Origin of the sequence: Nocardia sp. CA-120079, from assembly GCF_050955745.1 — a bacterium.
In the GTDB taxonomy this organism is placed as follows: domain Bacteria; phylum Actinomycetota; class Actinomycetes; order Mycobacteriales; family Mycobacteriaceae; genus Nocardia.
This window is the reverse complement of sequence record NZ_CP192089.1, coordinates 30,276-46,318: the sequence shown is the minus strand read 5'-3', so window position 1 is coordinate 46,318 and position 16,043 is coordinate 30,276. Positions and strand designations below refer to the sequence as shown.

The following is a 16,043-nucleotide window of genomic DNA, read 5'->3' as shown; positions in this document are numbered from 1 at the left end:
GGGAGCGAGCCGGGCGGGCTAGCGGCTCCCCGGGCACCGTTCCGTCGGAGCACCAGGCGTTCCAGCGGTGTGCGCGTCGCCGGGCGGGCTGGAACGCGCACATGCGCTGGCAGCGGCATCCGATGCCTGGTGGTCCGCGGTTCATGGGGGCGGCGGGCTTCCCGGGTCGGGCCGGCGCCGATACAGCTCGTTGGCCTCGTCGAAGTCCCAAATGCCGTCTTCGTAGCTGACCGTCAGATCCGGGTCGTTCGGATCGATCGGCTCGGCGAGCCCGGCGATCACCGCGCGCGACATCTCCGCAGCGGACATGACCGGTTGTGCTTCAGCTGATTCCGGTGCGGGAGTTTCGGGTCGGTCGGTGAGGTCGGCGGCGATGTATTCCTCTATGCCGCCGGTTTCGTCGTGGAACAGCGGCGGGGCGAAGTCGTGGCTGTAGTGGCATTTCTGGATGTCGCAGTCGGCCATGTACCCGGTCGTGGCGAGCTGTTTGATGCACGGCCACAGCCACTGGGTGTGCCAGGCGGTGAGATCATCGCGCCAGTCTTCGGGGCCGGAGCCGGGAGGGAAGGCCTTGCGGTGCGAGACATACAGCGCCCAGAGTTGTTCGACCGCAGGCGGATGCCGGTACCAGCAGCCCGAAATCTGTCCTTGGGCCAGGTTGTAGCGGTAGCGCAGCCATTCGACCCAATCGAGCAGTTCGAACCAGGCCTGCAAGGCGCGCTCGCGCGGCATATGCCGCCATGACCACATCAGGTCCGGGGGCGGGGCTTGCCCGATGGTGGCGGCGTCGTCAAGCCAGGACACCAGCGCGCCGAGCTTTTGCGCGTCGGGCCGCCACTGAGTCGGCCCGCCAGCGTCGGCACCGGTCGGCTCGGTCACCGTCGCCAGCCCTTGGTCAGGTCCATCACCCAGTTCGCGGGTACCTCGCTGGCCGTGCTCGGGTCGAACACCGGCTCTGCCAGCACCGGTGGCAGCTTCCCGTCGGCGACGGCCTTGTTGTAGTAGGCCATCGAGGGCTCGACCAGGGCGGCTTGCTCGGCGTCTCCGTCGAACCAGGCGCGGATCGTGATCCGCACGCCGGGCTGATTGCGGTACACCAGCAGCGCTTGGTCTTCGGGCATCGTGCGGATCGCCTCCGGGCTCTGCGCGCGCCGCTCGTGTGGCTGATCGCGCCACTGGTCCCCGCCGCCGGGAACCGGGCGCCAGGTTTCGACCATGCCCAGCAGTTTGGAGGTGTCGTCGAGCAACTCGTGTGACATCAGGCCCGGCAGGATCATCCGGGCGCTGACGGAGTCGATGATCTGGCGGGCTTGGGTGTCGCCGAACCGGTCGCGCAGCTGGTTGAGACCGTGGGCGAAGGCCCAAATGGTGATCCCGCGCCCGCCGGAGTCGGTCAGCATCGAGGCCAGGTGTGGGATCGGCGCGACATTGGCGACCTCGTCGAGAATCATCCGGATCGGCGGGTCGAGCCGGTCATCGGGCATCCGCATGGCCCGTTTCTTGGCCAGGTAATGCACCTCGGTCGCCAGCGCCGACACGAACGGTGCCATCGACTGCGCGGCCCCTTCGCTGATCAGATACAGCGTGTTCGGGCCGCTGATCAGTTCGTTCAGATCCAGGCTTTCTGCCGCCGGAGCATCCACGGCGGCCATCAGTTTCGGTGAGGCCAGCGGTTTGAGGATGTCGGCGACCGTGGCCATGGTATTGGCGTCGGTCTTCGGGTCACCGGAGTGGGTGACCTGGGCGAAATCGGCGGCCCAGTCGGGGCGATGGCGTTCGAGGATCTTGAGTACGTCGCCGTTGCGGGTCATGCCCGACCATCGCCGCACATCCGACATCCGCCGCCCATCCAGTGCGGCCGCGTGCAGATAGCACTGGATCACCGTGGTCGCGCGGCCGGCGTAGAAACGCGCGGCGTCGGAGTTGCCGCCGCCCATCGGCCGCGCCGACACCATGCCCTCGGTACGTCGCGTCGCGGTGTCGGCATCCTCGGATCCAGCGATCAGCGACCAGCGAGTCTTGCTCGGCCATGCGGTGATCTGTTCGGGATCGAAGACCTCGACCCGGCCTTTACGCATGCGCTGCAGGCACGTAGCTCGCAGCAAGTCGCCCTTGGTGGTGGTGGTCAGTACGAAACCTGGCGCGTACAACACCGGCTTGACCGCCATCCGCCAGGTTTTACCCGACCCGGACGGACCGAAGGCCAGCAGCGAATCACGCGGGCCGATCGCGATCGGTGCGCCGTCGATGACGTTGTGCCCCAACGTCATAACCAGCTCACGAGCATCGACGTCCTTGGCCTTCTGCCCGGCCATCGACGCCCTCAGCTTGATCGCACGATCCTTGGCGCCGCGCTCCCCGAGGATCCCGGCGACATCGCGGGTGCTGGCAAGCCCGTTCGATCCGGAGTTGCGCCGCTTCTGGCGTGCGCTCCACACGAGCGCGCACCGCCACCAGGCCGCCAGCAGCGCGGCCGCGATCAGCACGACCAGCGTGTACACCAGCCACGCCGGGCCCGGCCGCGGATCTCGACTCCACGCAGCCGCTGGGTCACCGGGATGGTTCCACCAGTCGCGCAGGATAGCGAACAGCGGTGCGGGGGTGGCGAAGCCGTGTCCGGCGAGCAGCCCCGACAGGCCGGCACCGCCCAGCAGTGCGGCCAGGGCGACGGCGGCCGCGCCGCCGAACCACTGGTACAGCACCGGCACCTGCGGGCGTGGCGGCGGTGCCGGATTGGTGGGCGCGACGGTGTTCATGCGTAGGCCTTCCCCTTGATCGCGGCGTCGGTGTTGGTGAGCTGACGCTCGAGCGGGGAGCGGATGTGGCGCATGAGGATCGGGTCGCGCGAGCCGATCTTGAGCAGGCACTGACCGGGCCCGAGCTGCATGATCGTTTCGATGGATCCGGCGGGCAGCTGGTACATCGTGGCCGCCGCCGCCGCGTCGTCGTAGCGCTCTTGGCCGTAGATGTAGACGATCGAGGATTCCTGCATCAGAGCCCGCGCGGGAGAGTCCACCGGGAAATCGGAGATGTGATGAAACGCCGAGACGGTCGAGAAGCCCAGGCCGCGTGAGAGTTTCATGTTGCGGCGCAGATGCAGGCCCGTGGAGCCCTCCCCAAGGTGCCAGCCTTCTTCGACGAGCATCTCAGTCTGCTGATACGCCGAGGATCGGGCTGCGAGCCGGTTGGACAGCCACGTGTTGACCAGGGTCATCACCACCCGCAGCGCGGGCCCGGAGTCGGGCAGCCGCGACACGTCCAGGTGCACCAGCGGATGCTCGAGCGCCGCGCGGACCTCTGGTGTGGTGGGCGCGTCGACCAGCCCGCGCAAGTCGGTTTCCGAGAGCCGCCGCAGCGCCAATGCCGCGTCACGGCCCCACAACTGCGCCTCATCGCGGTAGAGCGGCCCGAACACGTCGGTGTCGTGGTCGTGTGGGTGCAGCATCCGGTGTGCGACATCACCGATGACCGGCTCGCCTCCGGCCGCGACCTTGTCACGGGTCACGAGGTCGAGGGTGTTGGCGACCGCCGCCTTTTCGGTTTCGCTCAGCGGGCGGCCCATGGTGTCCTCGAGCACCGCGTAGACCAGCTGCGCCTGTCCCTCGGGACGGTATTCGGCTCCGTGGTGCTCGCCTTGCAGCGAGATCGCCGGATCCAGCAGGTTCAGCCGCGGACCGTCACCAGCGCCGGTGGAGAATTCCACCGACTTCGCCCCGACCGCGTCGGCGATGACGCCGTATTCGCCCCGGCCGGACTGCTTCTTTTTGTCGACCACGATGATCTGTCGGCCCAAAGGCAGTGTGCGGGTGGTGAATACCGTCTTCATCAGACTCGATTTCGCTTTGCCGACATCACCGATGACCACGACATTGATGTTGGAAATGTCGTCGCCGTAGGCACTGAACTGGTCGAGTGCGATCGGTGCGTTGTTGGTGGCGTCGACACCGTTGATCACGCCGCGATGCCCGGAGGGTTTGCGGGTGATCGCGAGGTTGAGCGCTTCGCCCTGGCGGGTGGTCGAGGCACTGCCGTCCGGGCGCGGTTCGTAGTAGCCCATCCGGTCCAGCCAGCGCCGCCGCTTGGGCACCCGTCGGCGCGGCGGAGCGATCGGAACCAGGCCCTCGGTGGTGTCGACTCCCAGTCGGGTGCCGAACCGTGAAATCTCTGATACCGAAATAGTTTTCGTCATCTGCGCCTCACCTCACGCTGTCCGGGATTCTTTGGTGCCCGCCATCCCCCGACACAGCGGCAGTGTCGCGACCTGGGCGACGTCGTGGATGTCGTCTTGCCAGTCGAGCCGGGTGATCGCGGCCTGTCCCGCGGCGTAGCCGACTCGGCGGCAGGCACGCCGCACGTCTTCTTCGTCGCGGCCGGTGACCGCGACCCACATCGAGAACGCCATGCCGTGCGCGTTCTTGCCCGGCTTGAGATCGTGGCGGCGGCGCTGGGAGGCGGTCATCATCGTCTCGCCGGTGCCATCGTCGATGCGGCCCTTCTTGCGTTCGGTCGCCGCGCTGGCCGCGTCCTGGGTCAGATCCTTGACCGCTTGCACGCGTGCGGCCTGGTCGGGAGTGAAATCCATTCGGACACTGACAGTTCGGATGGTGGCGGCCCGCGCTTCGGTGTCGCTGCCCTGATCGGCTTCCACCCCGACCAGCAACGGGTGCAACCACAGCGGCCCCAACGGAGCCGGGGTGATCGCGCCCGGCGGGATGTGAGCGACGCGGGTGTGCCAGCGGTCGTTGACGATCACCGCGTCGCGCTCCCCCAGATAGGATTGCCAGCAGTTTTCCCAGCTCACATCGCGGTCGTCGTCCAAGGCGAAGGATGGGTCCATCAACGACCGGATCACCGCGCAGGTGCGCTGTTCACCGAGTACGAGCACCTCACCCATGCCCGCGCCGCTCAGCAGTCCCTCGAACCGTTCGAGCTCGTCTTTGACCACGCTGGCCCAGCCGATTTCGGCGCGGCGTCCATCACCCCAGGAGTCTCGGCTGGCAGCCTCGGAGATGAACCGGTCATCGACCGGGATCTTCAGGACGTACCACACGCGGTGTTCCTCGGCCAATGGCCGGATTTCCTCGAGCACATTCCAGTAGGAATTGACGATGTCCTCGAGGCGGCCGTCGAGGTTGACGAGTTGGTCGCTGTACCACTGCGTGTGTGCGGTCAAGTCGTAGGCGACGCTGCGGTGGATCTGCTGTGTTCCCCGGATGAACGAATCCGGTTTCGCGAGTTCGGCTTGCAGGAACCCATAAGAGGTCCACGCCGCCGCATACGACGCGTTCGACCGCAGTCCGCCCCGAAGTCCCTCCACCTGCACCACGACGCTGAGGTACTCGAGTTCGCCGGGATTGGAATGACGCAAGATGAACAGCGAATCAAATCCGGTGCCCGCCAACGGCAGTGGCTCGACACGCCCCACCGGCGGCGGCAGCTCCCAGGCCGGATCGGCATCGGGGTCGTAGTGCTGTGCGGGCACCCCGGTTTCGTCGCCGCGGTCATCCGCGGACCAGAAGATGTGCTCACCAGCCTTGCGGCGTCGCCAGTTCCGCCACCGGAACACCGCCCGCTCCGCGGTGGAGCGTTGGTCACCGAAGCGGGTGGTCGAGGCCAGCACACCGCCCAGCAGTCCGAATCCGGTGATCGCCCCGGCCCAGCCCTGCAGCGAGAGCCACGCCACGATCGCGGCCGCTGTCGCGACCGACCACACCACCACCATCGGGCGCGACATCCCGAACACGCCGCGTCGGCGAACCTCTGGATCCAGTTGCGCGGTACGCACTTCCATCATCGGTGTCGTCATCGTCGACTCCCTCCGCTACCGGTCGTCTTCGGCGCGAGGCGCGACATCATCGGTGGTGGACTTGGCCTTGTTGATCGCCGAGGACACCGCTTGCACCCCGACCGCCGCCGCGATGGACGCCCCACCACTTGCCACACCCGCCGCTGCGGCTTCGCCGCTCGAGGCGGCTGTGCGAGTTCCGGCGGAGCTTTCCTTGCCGCCCGCCACACCGGGATGGGCACCGCCGCCGACCGGGGTTTGATCGCCCTTTTCCCGATAGGCCCGCGCCAGCGGGTTGCTTGCCTGCCCGGACTGGGATTTACCTTCCGACGGTCCGCTGGCGGTTGCGCCGCTGCCGGCGCCCTCACCGCCGCCGCGACCCGCGCCGGATTCGCTGTCGGAGCGTGTAGCCGGTTGTTGCCCGCCGATGCCGCCGAGGCGGGTGTAGAGCATGGCGTTTCCGGCCGCGCCCACGGTGTCACCGATCAGGGAACTACCGCCTCCGAAATCCTCACTGTCGGCAGCGGTGGGCAGGATCGGTGCCCATTTGAGCAGCGCCCAGGGAGCCATACCGACCAGCAGCATCGCGACGGCGACCTGGAAGACCTGCGCCACTTGGCCCATGCCGGTGCCCGGCGCGTCGGCATAGACCGCGTTCGCGGCGGTGAAAACGACCGCTAGCAGGAAAAACAGCATCGGAGTCGAGAACGCGATCCCCAGGAACAAAAACACCGGCCGCAACGCTTTGTGCCGGTATTTCGGGTGGATCGTCATGAAGATCGAGATGCCCGAGACCGCACCGGCCAGCGGCAGCCCGTACTCGTGGACCATCAAACCCAGCCAGACGACGAGCGCGCCCATCATCATCAGCCCGAACATGATGATCGCCAGTAGGGAACCGCCAGGGAAGCTCGCGGCGGTGGCGTTGTTGAACTCCCCGATATTGGCGATGAGCTCACCGGTGGGTGTTCCGCCCCATTCGGCCATGCTCTGTGACAGCGAGTTGGTGAACGCGAGAATCAGGGCGGCGAATCCCGGGGCGAACAACGCCAGAAACACCGACATCGGCAGGTGCCAGAACAGCGACATTGCCATCTCTCGCGGTGCCCCGCCCCTGGCCGAGCGCTGAATCGCGCCCAGCACCATGAACCCCATCACGACGAAACCGATGGCGACCGACACCGCGTACAAGCGCAGGAACCAGTCACTGCCCGGATCGAAATGGCTTGTGCTGGCCAGAGATTTCAGCACTTTCGTCGAGAATTCGATGGCGGCGGGTTTCATCGAGTTCGCCCAGTCATCAGCGATGCTGCTCGGATCCTCGATGAACTTCGATACCTTCGATACCGCCGAGGCGATCCCGGACAGGGCGGTCGTGACCCATTTGCCGTACTGCCATTGCGGCGACTTCGAGATCGCACCGCCCAGGATCGCATCGACCCGGTCACCGAAGCTGGTGTTCTGATCGATCCAGTTCGCGGTACCAGCGAACAGGTGCCCGACCTTGGCGTTCCAGTCGCGGCACCGTTTGGCGGTGTCGTAGGAACCGCCATTGTCAGCTTTGTTGCAGTTGAGGAAGAACGCGTGCGAGCAGTAGACGCCCAACTCCTCGGAGCCGCACGGCTCGGTCCATGCCTTATCCGGGACCTTGGTAGCGCCGGGGACGGTTTTCATCGCGCGCAGCGAGGTGGTGTCGGGGGCGCTCCATTCGAAGCCCCAGGTGTTGGCGCTGGTTGTGGCCCACCCCTTCAGGTCGGTGGCGCACATCCCGCGGGGCGGATGGTATTCGCTGTCACCGGCGGGGAACACCTTCGGCAAGAACTCATCGGCCGGTTCCTTGCCGTCGCGGACGAACTGCTCGGCCGCCGTTTTCGTTCCAACGGTGTTCTGGAGGGTGAATGCCTTGATGCCGGACAGCAGCGCGACCTTTTGCTCATCAGGCAGCGACCACCACAGCAACCGATTTTCGTTGGTGAGCATCCCAGACAGGTAGGCCCCCATATCGCCGCCGCGCCCTGCGCAGGCGCCGGTGAACCATTCGGCGGTTTTGAATTCGGCGGTGCCGCCGATGAACTTCTTGAGATCCGCCGGGAAGTTCGGCGGCAGGCTCGCCGAGTCCGCCGACACCGCCGCGGGCCCGCTGCCCGGTGTCGGTGCGGGCGTCGGTTGCGCCTTCGCGCCGCCCGCGCCCACTCCGGCCAGCACACCGGCCGCAGCCAACACCAGAACACATCGACGAATCATGATGTCCGCCTTGCTTAGTTGATGAAGAAGGAGAAGTAGCCGGACTCGGCGGTCTTGGTGTCGTTGCTGGGCGCGGAGGCCTCGGCCAGATCCGGGCCGACGCGGAATCGCCAGTCGCGCGCCTTCCAGTCACCGTTTTCCCACACCAGCCCCACTGTGGTGGTGCCCCACACCGCGCTCACGGCCTTCTGTCCGGCAGCGTTGAACACGCTCTGACCGGCACCGAGCGCCCAGATCTCGACCTCGGCTTGCTGGTCGGTGAGAACGCCGACGGTGACCGTGGCGGGCAGGATGGAGAACACGTCCTCACTCGCGGGGCGGCCGTTGGCGTCGGCGAGCACCTTGGTCAAGGTGTCCGACGGTGCCGCCGCCAGCATCCGGGCTCGGATCTTTTCGACGTCGGCGCGGCCGTGATCGGCCTTGCTGATCGCCTGGACGAGGTTGACCGCCGCTGTGGCCGCCCCGCCCTTGTCGCGGGTGTAGCCCGAGGGCAGGCCATCATCGAAAACGGTAGGCCCATGCGCGGTTTCGACCTTGACAGTGGCGGTCTCGGTGGTGGACCCACCGCGGATCACCCCGATGATCAGCACCACACCCAGCACGGCGGCGATCGCACCGAGGACGTACCACAGTCGCGGCGGAGTCGACCAACCTCCGCCGCCCTCGGGTGAACGCCGCGCGGCGCCCGGCTGGACCGAAGAACCGGCCCGCTGCATCGGCGTGGCCGTACCACGCCCGACCTTGGAAAAGTCTTTCTTCGCCATGAGATTGCTTCTTTCGTGCGCAGGGGAACGGGGGTCAGAAGATGGAGATGATGCCGCCGACGATGATTCCGACGGCCGAGAGGCCGAGCAGTTGCGCGATGGAGGTTTTCACCGACTCGGTTTTGTCGGCGACCGTTCCGGAGTAGCCGCCCTTCTTGGCGCGCTGCAGATCGACGAAGGAGCTGATGAGACCGAACCCGGCGAGGATGAACGACCCGGCCCATACGGCCCCGAGCAGCTTCTTCCAGGCATTGTTGAATTCCGCGCCGAACACGTTGAAGTCCGGCACTACCCCGTCGAACGGGTTCTGCCCGGCCGCCACCACGGTCGCGGCCTCGGCCACGCCCGTGGAGAGCAACAGGCTGACCACGAGCGCGGCCGCGACGATCCCGGCCCGGCGCAACGTGGTCGGTGTGCGGTTGTTGTTGCGGTTCATCTGTTCATTCCTCTCGCTGGATTCCCGCTCAGGCGCCATAGCTGTGTCGGGTGTCGAACGCGGCTCCGTGGCCGCCGCCGCTGAGACCACCGAATACGTTGCGGCGCAGGGTGCGCGCCGGATCGAGGGTCTGGATCGAGTGCTGACGACGCCAGGACAAGGTGTCGTCGCCGTCGTCGCGGCCGCCGCCGCGCGTAGTGTCGGCCGAGCGCTGAAATGACTGCGCCACAACCTCGTCGGCGTACTGCGGTTCACGTTCTTGGGAGGACACCGCCAGTGAGGTGGCCGCCATCGCGGCCACCCGGGTCCAGGCGATGACGGTGTTGTCCGCCAGCCGGGCGTGATCGACCCGGCCGCCACCGGCCAGGCCCGGATCGTAGGGCACTTCCACAACATTGCGGATCCCGCTGTGCTGCAACGCTTCCAGGATCACCTCGCGTTTGCCGGGCACGGCCGCCGGTGGGACGGTCAGCACGACGATCGCGTTGGTAATCAGGCTGTAGAGGCCCCGTTCGTGCAAGGCGGCCAGCATCCGGCACACCACAATCGCGGAGTCCTCCCGCAGTGTCATCGGGATGACCAGCAGGTGCGCGGTGTACGCGGCCCACAACCAATTGCTGCGGCGGCGGTTGTTGCCGGTGTCGATGATCACCAACTCACGCAGCCGCGACAGCACCCCATAGATCGCGCGGCAGTGCTCGGCGGTGATCTGGGCAGTGCCGTCCGGGGATTCGTCAGCGGCCAGGACTTCCGCGCGTGTCGGCTGCATCCGCAGAAACCGCGTCACCGCCGACACCGGAGTCGCGGGGTTGGCCAACTGCTCGACGTGGCCGAGCAGATCCCACACCGTCGGGGCCGAGCCTCGCGCCGAGATGGCCCGTACCCCGAGAGTTCCTTCGGTCTCGTTGTTGTCCCAGATCACGACGTTGCCGCCGCGCGCGTCGGCCACGACATTGCCCAGCATCAGCGCGGCGATCGTCACCCCTTCGCCGCCTTTGGGGTTGGCGACCATGACGGTCTGGTGCCCGACCCACTGTTGGCGCAGCGCCGCGTACGCGGCGCGGGCCTCGATTTCGGGGGTCTTGGGCCGCAGGCGCAACAGTCCGCCGGTGGCGGCATTGGCCCAGCCGCGGAAACCCCACCGCGCCGGATCCGCGCCGACCCCGTCAGGTTCAGGCAGCAAGCTCGACAGGGCCGGGATCGAGGGCCGCGCCGACCCCAATTCCTGCTCATTCGGGGTGAAGGTGTCGGGTGGATCGACCGCAAGCGGCTCGGGTTCTTCGACCGGGCGCGGGGCGGCTTTACGGACCGCGCGCAGATCGACCGGCGGCTCAGCCGGGTAGCTACGTGGCTCTGGCATGTTCGGTTCCTTTCGCAGGGGAGATCGACGAGATCGGTTGGCGCTCAGCGTTGTTGAACAGAGGCCACCTCCCAGCCGCTCACGCCCCTGGCCAGCCGCACATCCACGACCGCTGAGACGTGCTCGCCGACCGTGCCGTCCGGCGCTGTCACCGCTTGGTCGATAACCAGTTGCGCGTAGGCGGTGCTCACGCTCGCCGCGGGCACAGGTTCGGCACCGGCGCGCACGCTCGCCACCAGCCGCGCTCGTTGCCCGCTCCACCGCATCCAGTCCGCACCCGGCCCGGCGATCGGAGCCGCGAGGGTCAAAGCCGCCGCGTACGCGGGCACCAGCAGCGGCCCCGCCCGCCCGGCGGCATCGTCAGGTCCGGCGTCGCGGGTGGTGTCCCAGGTGAACCAGATCCTCATCGCCGCCGCCGCGACGGCGGCCGGGTCATTGCGATCGCCCCCGGCCTGCTCAGGCGGCAACGCTGTCGCCGCGACCGCCGGGCGACGCGGCCCCGGTGTCCACGGCGAACCCGACCCGGTGCTGTCGTGCGCGCACCCGGCCAGCAGTACGGCCGCGCCGCCGATCGCGGCCAGCACCCCCGCCCGGCGCGGCACCGTCGATGTCGTCGTGGTGGTGTAGGTTCCCGACATTGTTTGCGTCCCGGTCAACACGGCTGTGGTGTCGGCGTAGACGTCTTCGGGCCAGCCGCCCTGACCTTGACAGGCTCGGCAGTCCACCCACTGGCCGTTGATGAACTCACCCTCAGCCCCTTGGCAGGTGCGGCACTCGAACCACGGTCCGGGCATCAGGCCGCGCGAATCACGGTTTGGCTCATTGGTTTTGCGCTTCTGTTGCATCATCGGCTCTTGGGCTTCCGTTGGGTTGTTCATGTCGCTCGTCAATGTGGTGGTCATGTGAACCTGCGTGCCTGGAATCCGGGGCCGAGGGTGGCCAGTAGCGAGATCTTCACGGTTCCGCCGGGTTGGGGTGCCTCCACGATCTGGTCACCGCCGATGGCCATCGCGACGTGCTGCGGATCGGATCCGGCGGGGAACACCAGGTCACCGGCCGCGAGGTCAGCGGTGTCGACGGGTTTGCCGCGCGGGTCGTTGAGCTGGGTGGTGGTGTAGTGCCCGAGCACGATGCGCCCGTCGCTAGCGGCAGCGACGGCATAGATCATCAGCCCGGAACAGTCGAAGCCGACCTCACCACCAGCGCCTCCGGCGGTCGGTCCGCTCACCGCGCCGCCACCCCACACGTAGGGGGCGCCGATCCAGCGCCGCGCCGCCTGCACGGCTCGCTCACCGAACCCGCCGGTGAGCGCACCGCCGGGAACCGGCAGCGGCAACGACCAGCGCCGCGCGGTCTCGGGGATTTCCTTCACATACCGCTGTGTCTCGGCGTTCGCGCACACCCCGCGATTGGCCTGGGTGGCGGCGGGCCCGCAGTTGTACATGCTCAGCATCAGCTCGATCGGGTCGCCGGTGAGCGTCCCGGCGGCCAGTCCGGCTTTCACGGTGCCCATCTGCACGCAGTTGTAGGCGGCTTGCGACATCACCGCGTCTGCGATCGAGTTCGGGTCGGCGCGGCCGTCGCCGTCGGCATCGACCCCGTATTTGGCCCACGTCGCGGGCATGAACTGGGCATAGCCCAGCGCACCGCTCGGGGACACCTGGTCTTTCTGGAATCTGCTCTCGTTGCGCAGCTGCGCGGCGATCAGCGGGGCGGAGGTGTCCGGGCAGGCGGTGGCACCCTTGATGATCCACGGCACGAACGCCGCCGCCGCGGGGTATTCGGCGACGAGTTTGCTCACGTCCAGGCCCGCGCCGCCCACATTGGCCCCGCACCCCACCCCGGTCGCCGGTCGCACCGCCGCCGCGAGCGCCACCTGATCGGTGCGCGACGCGGTCGCGGTGGCCGAGGCCTGACCAGTGGTGGCACCGGGGTTCGTGGCGGGACCGGGGGCGGTTTTGGCGTTGGCGAACCAGCCCATCGGGTCGATCGCGGTTCCCCCGCTGAATCGCCCGCCTATCCAGATTTCGATGTGGGCGTGCGGGCCCGAGGACTCACCGTCGGATCCGACTTTGGCGATCGGGTCACCAGCCCTGACGCGCTGGTCCTTGCTGACCAGCACGCCGTCTTGAAACATGTGCCCGACAACGAAACTCACGGTCTGGTTATCGATCTTGCGGTCGAGGTCGAGCACCACCCAGTGCCCGAACCCGGTGGCAGCACCGGCGGCCACCACTGTCGCATCGGCGGGGGCGTAGACCGGGGTGTCCTTGGGTGCGGCCAGGTCGGTGCCCTTGTGCGCGCCGCCCCGCGAGCCGAACACGTCGGAAATCGTGTAAGTGCCCTCTTGCATCGGGAACAGCACCGAACCAGGCGCCACCGGGCCGCCCTTGGGGACCGGCAGGCAATTGGCGTCGCCAGGGGTGTGCGGCAGCCGTCCGGAGAACACGAGCGCGGCAGCTGAACACAGCACCAGGGCGCACACCGCGACCGTGACCCAGAGTTTTCCGGATCCACTGCCCTCGCTACCGCTCATCACCTCACCACGTCTTCCGTGTCAGACAAGAAGAATTCGTCTTGTTTGTCCCCGCCCGGGGCACGAAACGCTCACTGCCACAACCGCTATCGCCTTCGGCTCCACCTCCGGAAGCCAGCGGCGACAAGGCGGGAACCGGTGATCGCGGCGCGCAGCTCACTGCCCGCCCAGGCCGTTGAACTCGCCACGATCACCTCCTTCCCAATCCCGTCGCCGGGTTGCGAAACCTGTTGTCTACGAGCGGATCTGGCTGAGAAGGAACTGGAGCAACTGCTGCACGCCCTGGGCGTAGTTGGTGTGAGCGTTGGAGGCGTAGAACGTCGCGACATCCGCGCCCTCGCGGGCCAGGTCCGCCAGTTGCCCGGCCCCATCGGAGCCGGCGAGGCTCGACAGCGACCCGGCCAGCCCTGCCAGGTCACCGGAGGCCACGTTCTTCGCCAGCGCCGCGCTCTGCGAGCCGACGGTGCTGCTGTGGCCCAGCTGCGACGGGTCGGTCTTGGTGCCGCCGGTGAGCACCCCGGCCGCCGCACCAGCAAGGTCGATGCCGACCGGCAGTAGCCCGGTCATCTCCGCGCCCGCGCCGAGCACGTCGCCCTGGCCGAGTTTCTCCACCGCCCGCCACGCCACTTCCTGGGCTTGGCCGATGTCATTGGCGATCCGGATGATGTCGAGGTTGCCCAGCAGCGAGATCACCGCGCCCGCGATCGAGGTCCACCCCGACGGGTCGAAAACCCCCGCCATCGACACGATTTGGCCGATGAACCCGACATCGACACCGGCGGCCATCTTCACGATCGGGGAGAAGGCGTTGTTCACCTCCCCGGCCGCCTGATGCGCGCCCGGGATGTCCCCGGCGGCGATCCGGTCGATCAACCTCGCGAACGAGTCGATCATCTTCGGGATATTCGCCGCAGTCGAGGCCACACCCGTACCGACGTTGAGGACCTGCTTGATGATCGTGTTCGGTTTGAGCGCCTTGAGGATGCCCAGACCGGTCGAGATCGTCGAAGAGTCCAGGCCCGCCAACGGAGCGGTTTGCGTGGCGAGCTGATCGGCGCGCGGGGCGAGGGAATCGCGGGCGCTCAGCGGGGCTGTTCCGGCCTGTCCGCCCCCGGATCCTCCGGCGAGGATCTGCTGGGCGGAGTTGGCCAGCGACACCGCCGTCGAGATCGCGCCAGGGATGTCGATCTGCCCGGCCGCGTTGAGTACCTGAGCCGCAGCGGATTCCGGCGACCCGGCCGGAGCCGTGCGCAGCGCATCGGCCGCACCCTGATTGTTCTTGACGAACTGCTGCACATCCTGCAACGGGCCCAATGTGGCGACCAGCGAACTCGCGCCCGCACCGACACCGGCGACGTTGGTCGCGGTGCCGATCGAGCCGAGATCGGCATCGCTGGGCAGGGCCTTCGCGCGGTCGGCGAGGTTGGCCGCCGTCGCACCGACACCGTTGTCGGCTCGACTGAAATCCGACACCAGCGACGAGGACAACTGAGCGTCCGGGGAACCGGGATCGGTGTTGCCGCCCAACACCTTCCCGATCGCGCTGATGAACGGTGCCGACGACGAGGACACCGAGCAGTACAGATCACCTTGCCCGCACAGCGTGCGCACCTTCGAGGTCAGCGACCCGAACCCGCCCTCACGCGGACCCGCCATACCTTGGCCGGGCTGCTGGGCTCCGAGTTCCTGGGTGGTCTTGGGGTCGCGGCGCGGATCCGAGAGCAGACCCACCGCCACCACGCGATCGGCCGAGATCGGGCCGGTGCCGTGACCGATCTCGGCCATCACATCACCGAGGCCGTCCGCGCCCTGGCTGTATCCGGCCGCGATCACCCGCGTCGAGCTGCACAGCCCGCCCAGGATCTCGCGGACCTTGCTGACCAGGGTCGCTTTGGATCCCGCATACGCCAGGCCCTGATCGAAAGCGCTTGCCGCATAAGGCACATACAGCACGGTCACATTCGCGCCGAGGCGCTGTGTGAGCCCGTCGGCGACCGGGTTCAACATCCCGGTCGGGGGCTGCTGATACATGTCCGCGCCCGCCGTGGTCTCCCACGTTCCCGGCGCGATCACCGCCGTGTACTGCGTGCAGCCACCCGGCATCGCGGCCGCGTCACCCGCCCCGGTGATCGTGGCCGCCGCGACCACCGCCACCGTGGCGGCCGCCGATATCGCCCCGCTGGTCCACCTACCGATCCTCATCGCAGCTCACCTTTTCCCTAGGCCGCCGAGATACCGGTGATGAGCGTTCGCCCGTCCCGGACCGTCGTCGTAATCTGTTGCTGGTAAACGGTTTTCGGTAGACCAGGCCGCATCTCGCTCAGCTCGATCGCGAACGTTGCCGGACTCTGCTCACGCACCGTGACGCAGTAGGTCGTGCCCAAGGGCACCGAATCGATGCCGGTCTGGAGGCGCTCCACCGTCGAGACCGCCGCGTCAGCGGCGACCACCGCCCGCGCCTGCTCACCGGAGCGGGCCACGTAGTAGGCGTGCTCGAACGCCAGAATCGCCTCCGGCCCCGACCCGGTTCCCCCAGCACCATTGCCGCGCACGACACCCGCATCCGTCGACGGGCCGCACGCGCTCGGGTCCACCGGCTCCGCCGAACTCGGCGACAGCGACGACAACGCCGGGGGCGAAGCCAGTGGGGCGGCGGGCTTGTTCGAACCGTCCTCGGCACCGCCGCCGAACGCCGCCACTGCCCCCACGATCAGCGCCACCGACGTCACCGCGCCAAGCACCACACGCGTGGTGCCCGGCCGCGCCGTGCGGCGCTGAAACCGCCGTACTCGGCGCGGCGCGGGTGCCGACACCAGCAACATCTCGCTGCCGCGCGTACCCGCCGCCGCGTCGAACCAGTCCAGCAACCCCACCGGCTCGCCGCCCACACGAGGAGGCGGTGCCGGTGGCTGTCGTTT

General features: G+C 67.8%; 12 protein-coding genes. All 12 read right to left on the bottom strand.

What is annotated here, in order from left to right:
• Positions 1-141: 141 nt before the first annotated feature.
• Positions 142-879: a hypothetical protein gene (locus tag ACQPYR_RS43445; protein ID WP_433635591.1), complete on the bottom strand. Its 738-nt coding sequence runs from the start codon at positions 877-879 to the stop codon at positions 142-144.
• Positions 876-2,756 carry a type IV secretory system conjugative DNA transfer family protein gene (locus ACQPYR_RS43440; protein WP_433635590.1) on the bottom strand — a complete coding sequence of 627 codons (1,881 nt, stop codon included), beginning with the start codon at positions 2,754-2,756 and terminating at the stop codon, positions 876-878. Before ACQPYR_RS43440 ends, ACQPYR_RS43445 begins: the two co-directional genes overlap by 4 nt.
• Positions 2,753-4,189 carry an ATP/GTP-binding protein gene (locus tag ACQPYR_RS43435; RefSeq protein WP_433635589.1) on the bottom strand — a complete coding sequence of 479 codons (1,437 nt, stop codon included), beginning with the start codon at positions 4,187-4,189 and terminating at the stop codon, positions 2,753-2,755. Before ACQPYR_RS43435 ends, ACQPYR_RS43440 begins: the two co-directional genes overlap by 4 nt.
• A gap of 12 nt (positions 4,190-4,201) precedes the next feature.
• Positions 4,202-5,806: a hypothetical protein gene (locus tag ACQPYR_RS43430; RefSeq protein WP_433635588.1), complete on the bottom strand. Its 1,605-nt coding sequence runs from the start codon at positions 5,804-5,806 to the stop codon at positions 4,202-4,204.
• A 15-nt stretch (positions 5,807-5,821) separates the two neighbouring features.
• Positions 5,822-8,029: a hypothetical protein gene (locus ACQPYR_RS43425; protein ID WP_433635587.1), complete on the bottom strand. Its 2,208-nt coding sequence runs from the start codon at positions 8,027-8,029 to the stop codon at positions 5,822-5,824.
• A 14-nt stretch (positions 8,030-8,043) separates the two neighbouring features.
• Positions 8,044-8,793, bottom strand: a complete 750-nt coding sequence (locus ACQPYR_RS43420; RefSeq protein ID WP_433635586.1) for a hypothetical protein — start codon at positions 8,791-8,793, stop codon at positions 8,044-8,046.
• Between the two features lie 34 nt (positions 8,794-8,827).
• Entirely contained in the window at positions 8,828-9,229 is a 402-nt protein-coding gene (locus tag ACQPYR_RS43415) for a hypothetical protein (RefSeq protein ID WP_433635585.1), read from the bottom strand.
• Between the two features lie 28 nt (positions 9,230-9,257).
• Positions 9,258-10,589, bottom strand: a complete 1,332-nt coding sequence (locus ACQPYR_RS43410) for a MinD/ParA family ATP-binding protein (RefSeq protein ID WP_433635584.1) — start codon at positions 10,587-10,589, stop codon at positions 9,258-9,260.
• Between the two features lie 44 nt (positions 10,590-10,633).
• Positions 10,634-11,491: a hypothetical protein gene (locus ACQPYR_RS43405; RefSeq protein WP_433635583.1), complete on the bottom strand. Its 858-nt coding sequence runs from the start codon at positions 11,489-11,491 to the stop codon at positions 10,634-10,636.
• Positions 11,488-13,125, bottom strand: a complete 1,638-nt coding sequence (locus tag ACQPYR_RS43400; protein ID WP_433635582.1) for a peptidoglycan DD-metalloendopeptidase family protein — start codon at positions 13,123-13,125, stop codon at positions 11,488-11,490. The genes ACQPYR_RS43405 and ACQPYR_RS43400 overlap by 4 nt, the downstream gene beginning before the upstream one ends.
• A gap of 234 nt (positions 13,126-13,359) precedes the next feature.
• Positions 13,360-15,327 carry a cutinase family protein gene (locus ACQPYR_RS43395; RefSeq protein ID WP_433635581.1) on the bottom strand — a complete coding sequence of 656 codons (1,968 nt, stop codon included), beginning with the start codon at positions 15,325-15,327 and terminating at the stop codon, positions 13,360-13,362.
• 17 nt (positions 15,328-15,344) lie between these two features.
• On the bottom strand, positions 15,345-16,013 hold the full coding sequence (locus ACQPYR_RS43390; protein ID WP_433635579.1) for a hypothetical protein: 669 nt from the start codon (positions 16,011-16,013) through the stop codon (positions 15,345-15,347).
• Positions 16,014-16,043 lie beyond the last annotated feature (30 nt).

Bases quoted from the DNA above. Each gene is read 5' to 3' on its own strand.
- ACQPYR_RS43440 (WP_433635590.1), bottom strand. From the start codon at position 2,756: ATGAACACCGTCGCGCCCACCAATCCGGCACCGCCGCCACGCCCGCAG.
- ACQPYR_RS43435 (WP_433635589.1), bottom strand. From the start codon at position 4,189: ATGACGAAAACTATTTCGGTATCAGAGATTTCACGGTTCGGCACCCGA.
- ACQPYR_RS43430 (WP_433635588.1), bottom strand. From the start codon at position 5,806: ATGACGACACCGATGATGGAAGTGCGTACCGCGCAACTGGATCCAGAG.
- ACQPYR_RS43425 (WP_433635587.1), bottom strand. From the start codon at position 8,029: ATGATTCGTCGATGTGTTCTGGTGTTGGCTGCGGCCGGTGTGCTGGCC.
- ACQPYR_RS43420 (WP_433635586.1), bottom strand. From the start codon at position 8,793: ATGGCGAAGAAAGACTTTTCCAAGGTCGGGCGTGGTACGGCCACGCCG.
- ACQPYR_RS43415 (WP_433635585.1), bottom strand. From the start codon at position 9,229: ATGAACCGCAACAACAACCGCACACCGACCACGTTGCGCCGGGCCGGG.
- ACQPYR_RS43410 (WP_433635584.1), bottom strand. From the start codon at position 10,589: ATGCCAGAGCCACGTAGCTACCCGGCTGAGCCGCCGGTCGATCTGCGC.
- ACQPYR_RS43405 (WP_433635583.1), bottom strand. From the start codon at position 11,491: ATGACCACCACATTGACGAGCGACATGAACAACCCAACGGAAGCCCAA.
- ACQPYR_RS43400 (WP_433635582.1), bottom strand. From the start codon at position 13,125: ATGAGCGGTAGCGAGGGCAGTGGATCCGGAAAACTCTGGGTCACGGTC.
- ACQPYR_RS43395 (WP_433635581.1), bottom strand. From the start codon at position 15,327: ATGAGGATCGGTAGGTGGACCAGCGGGGCGATATCGGCGGCCGCCACG.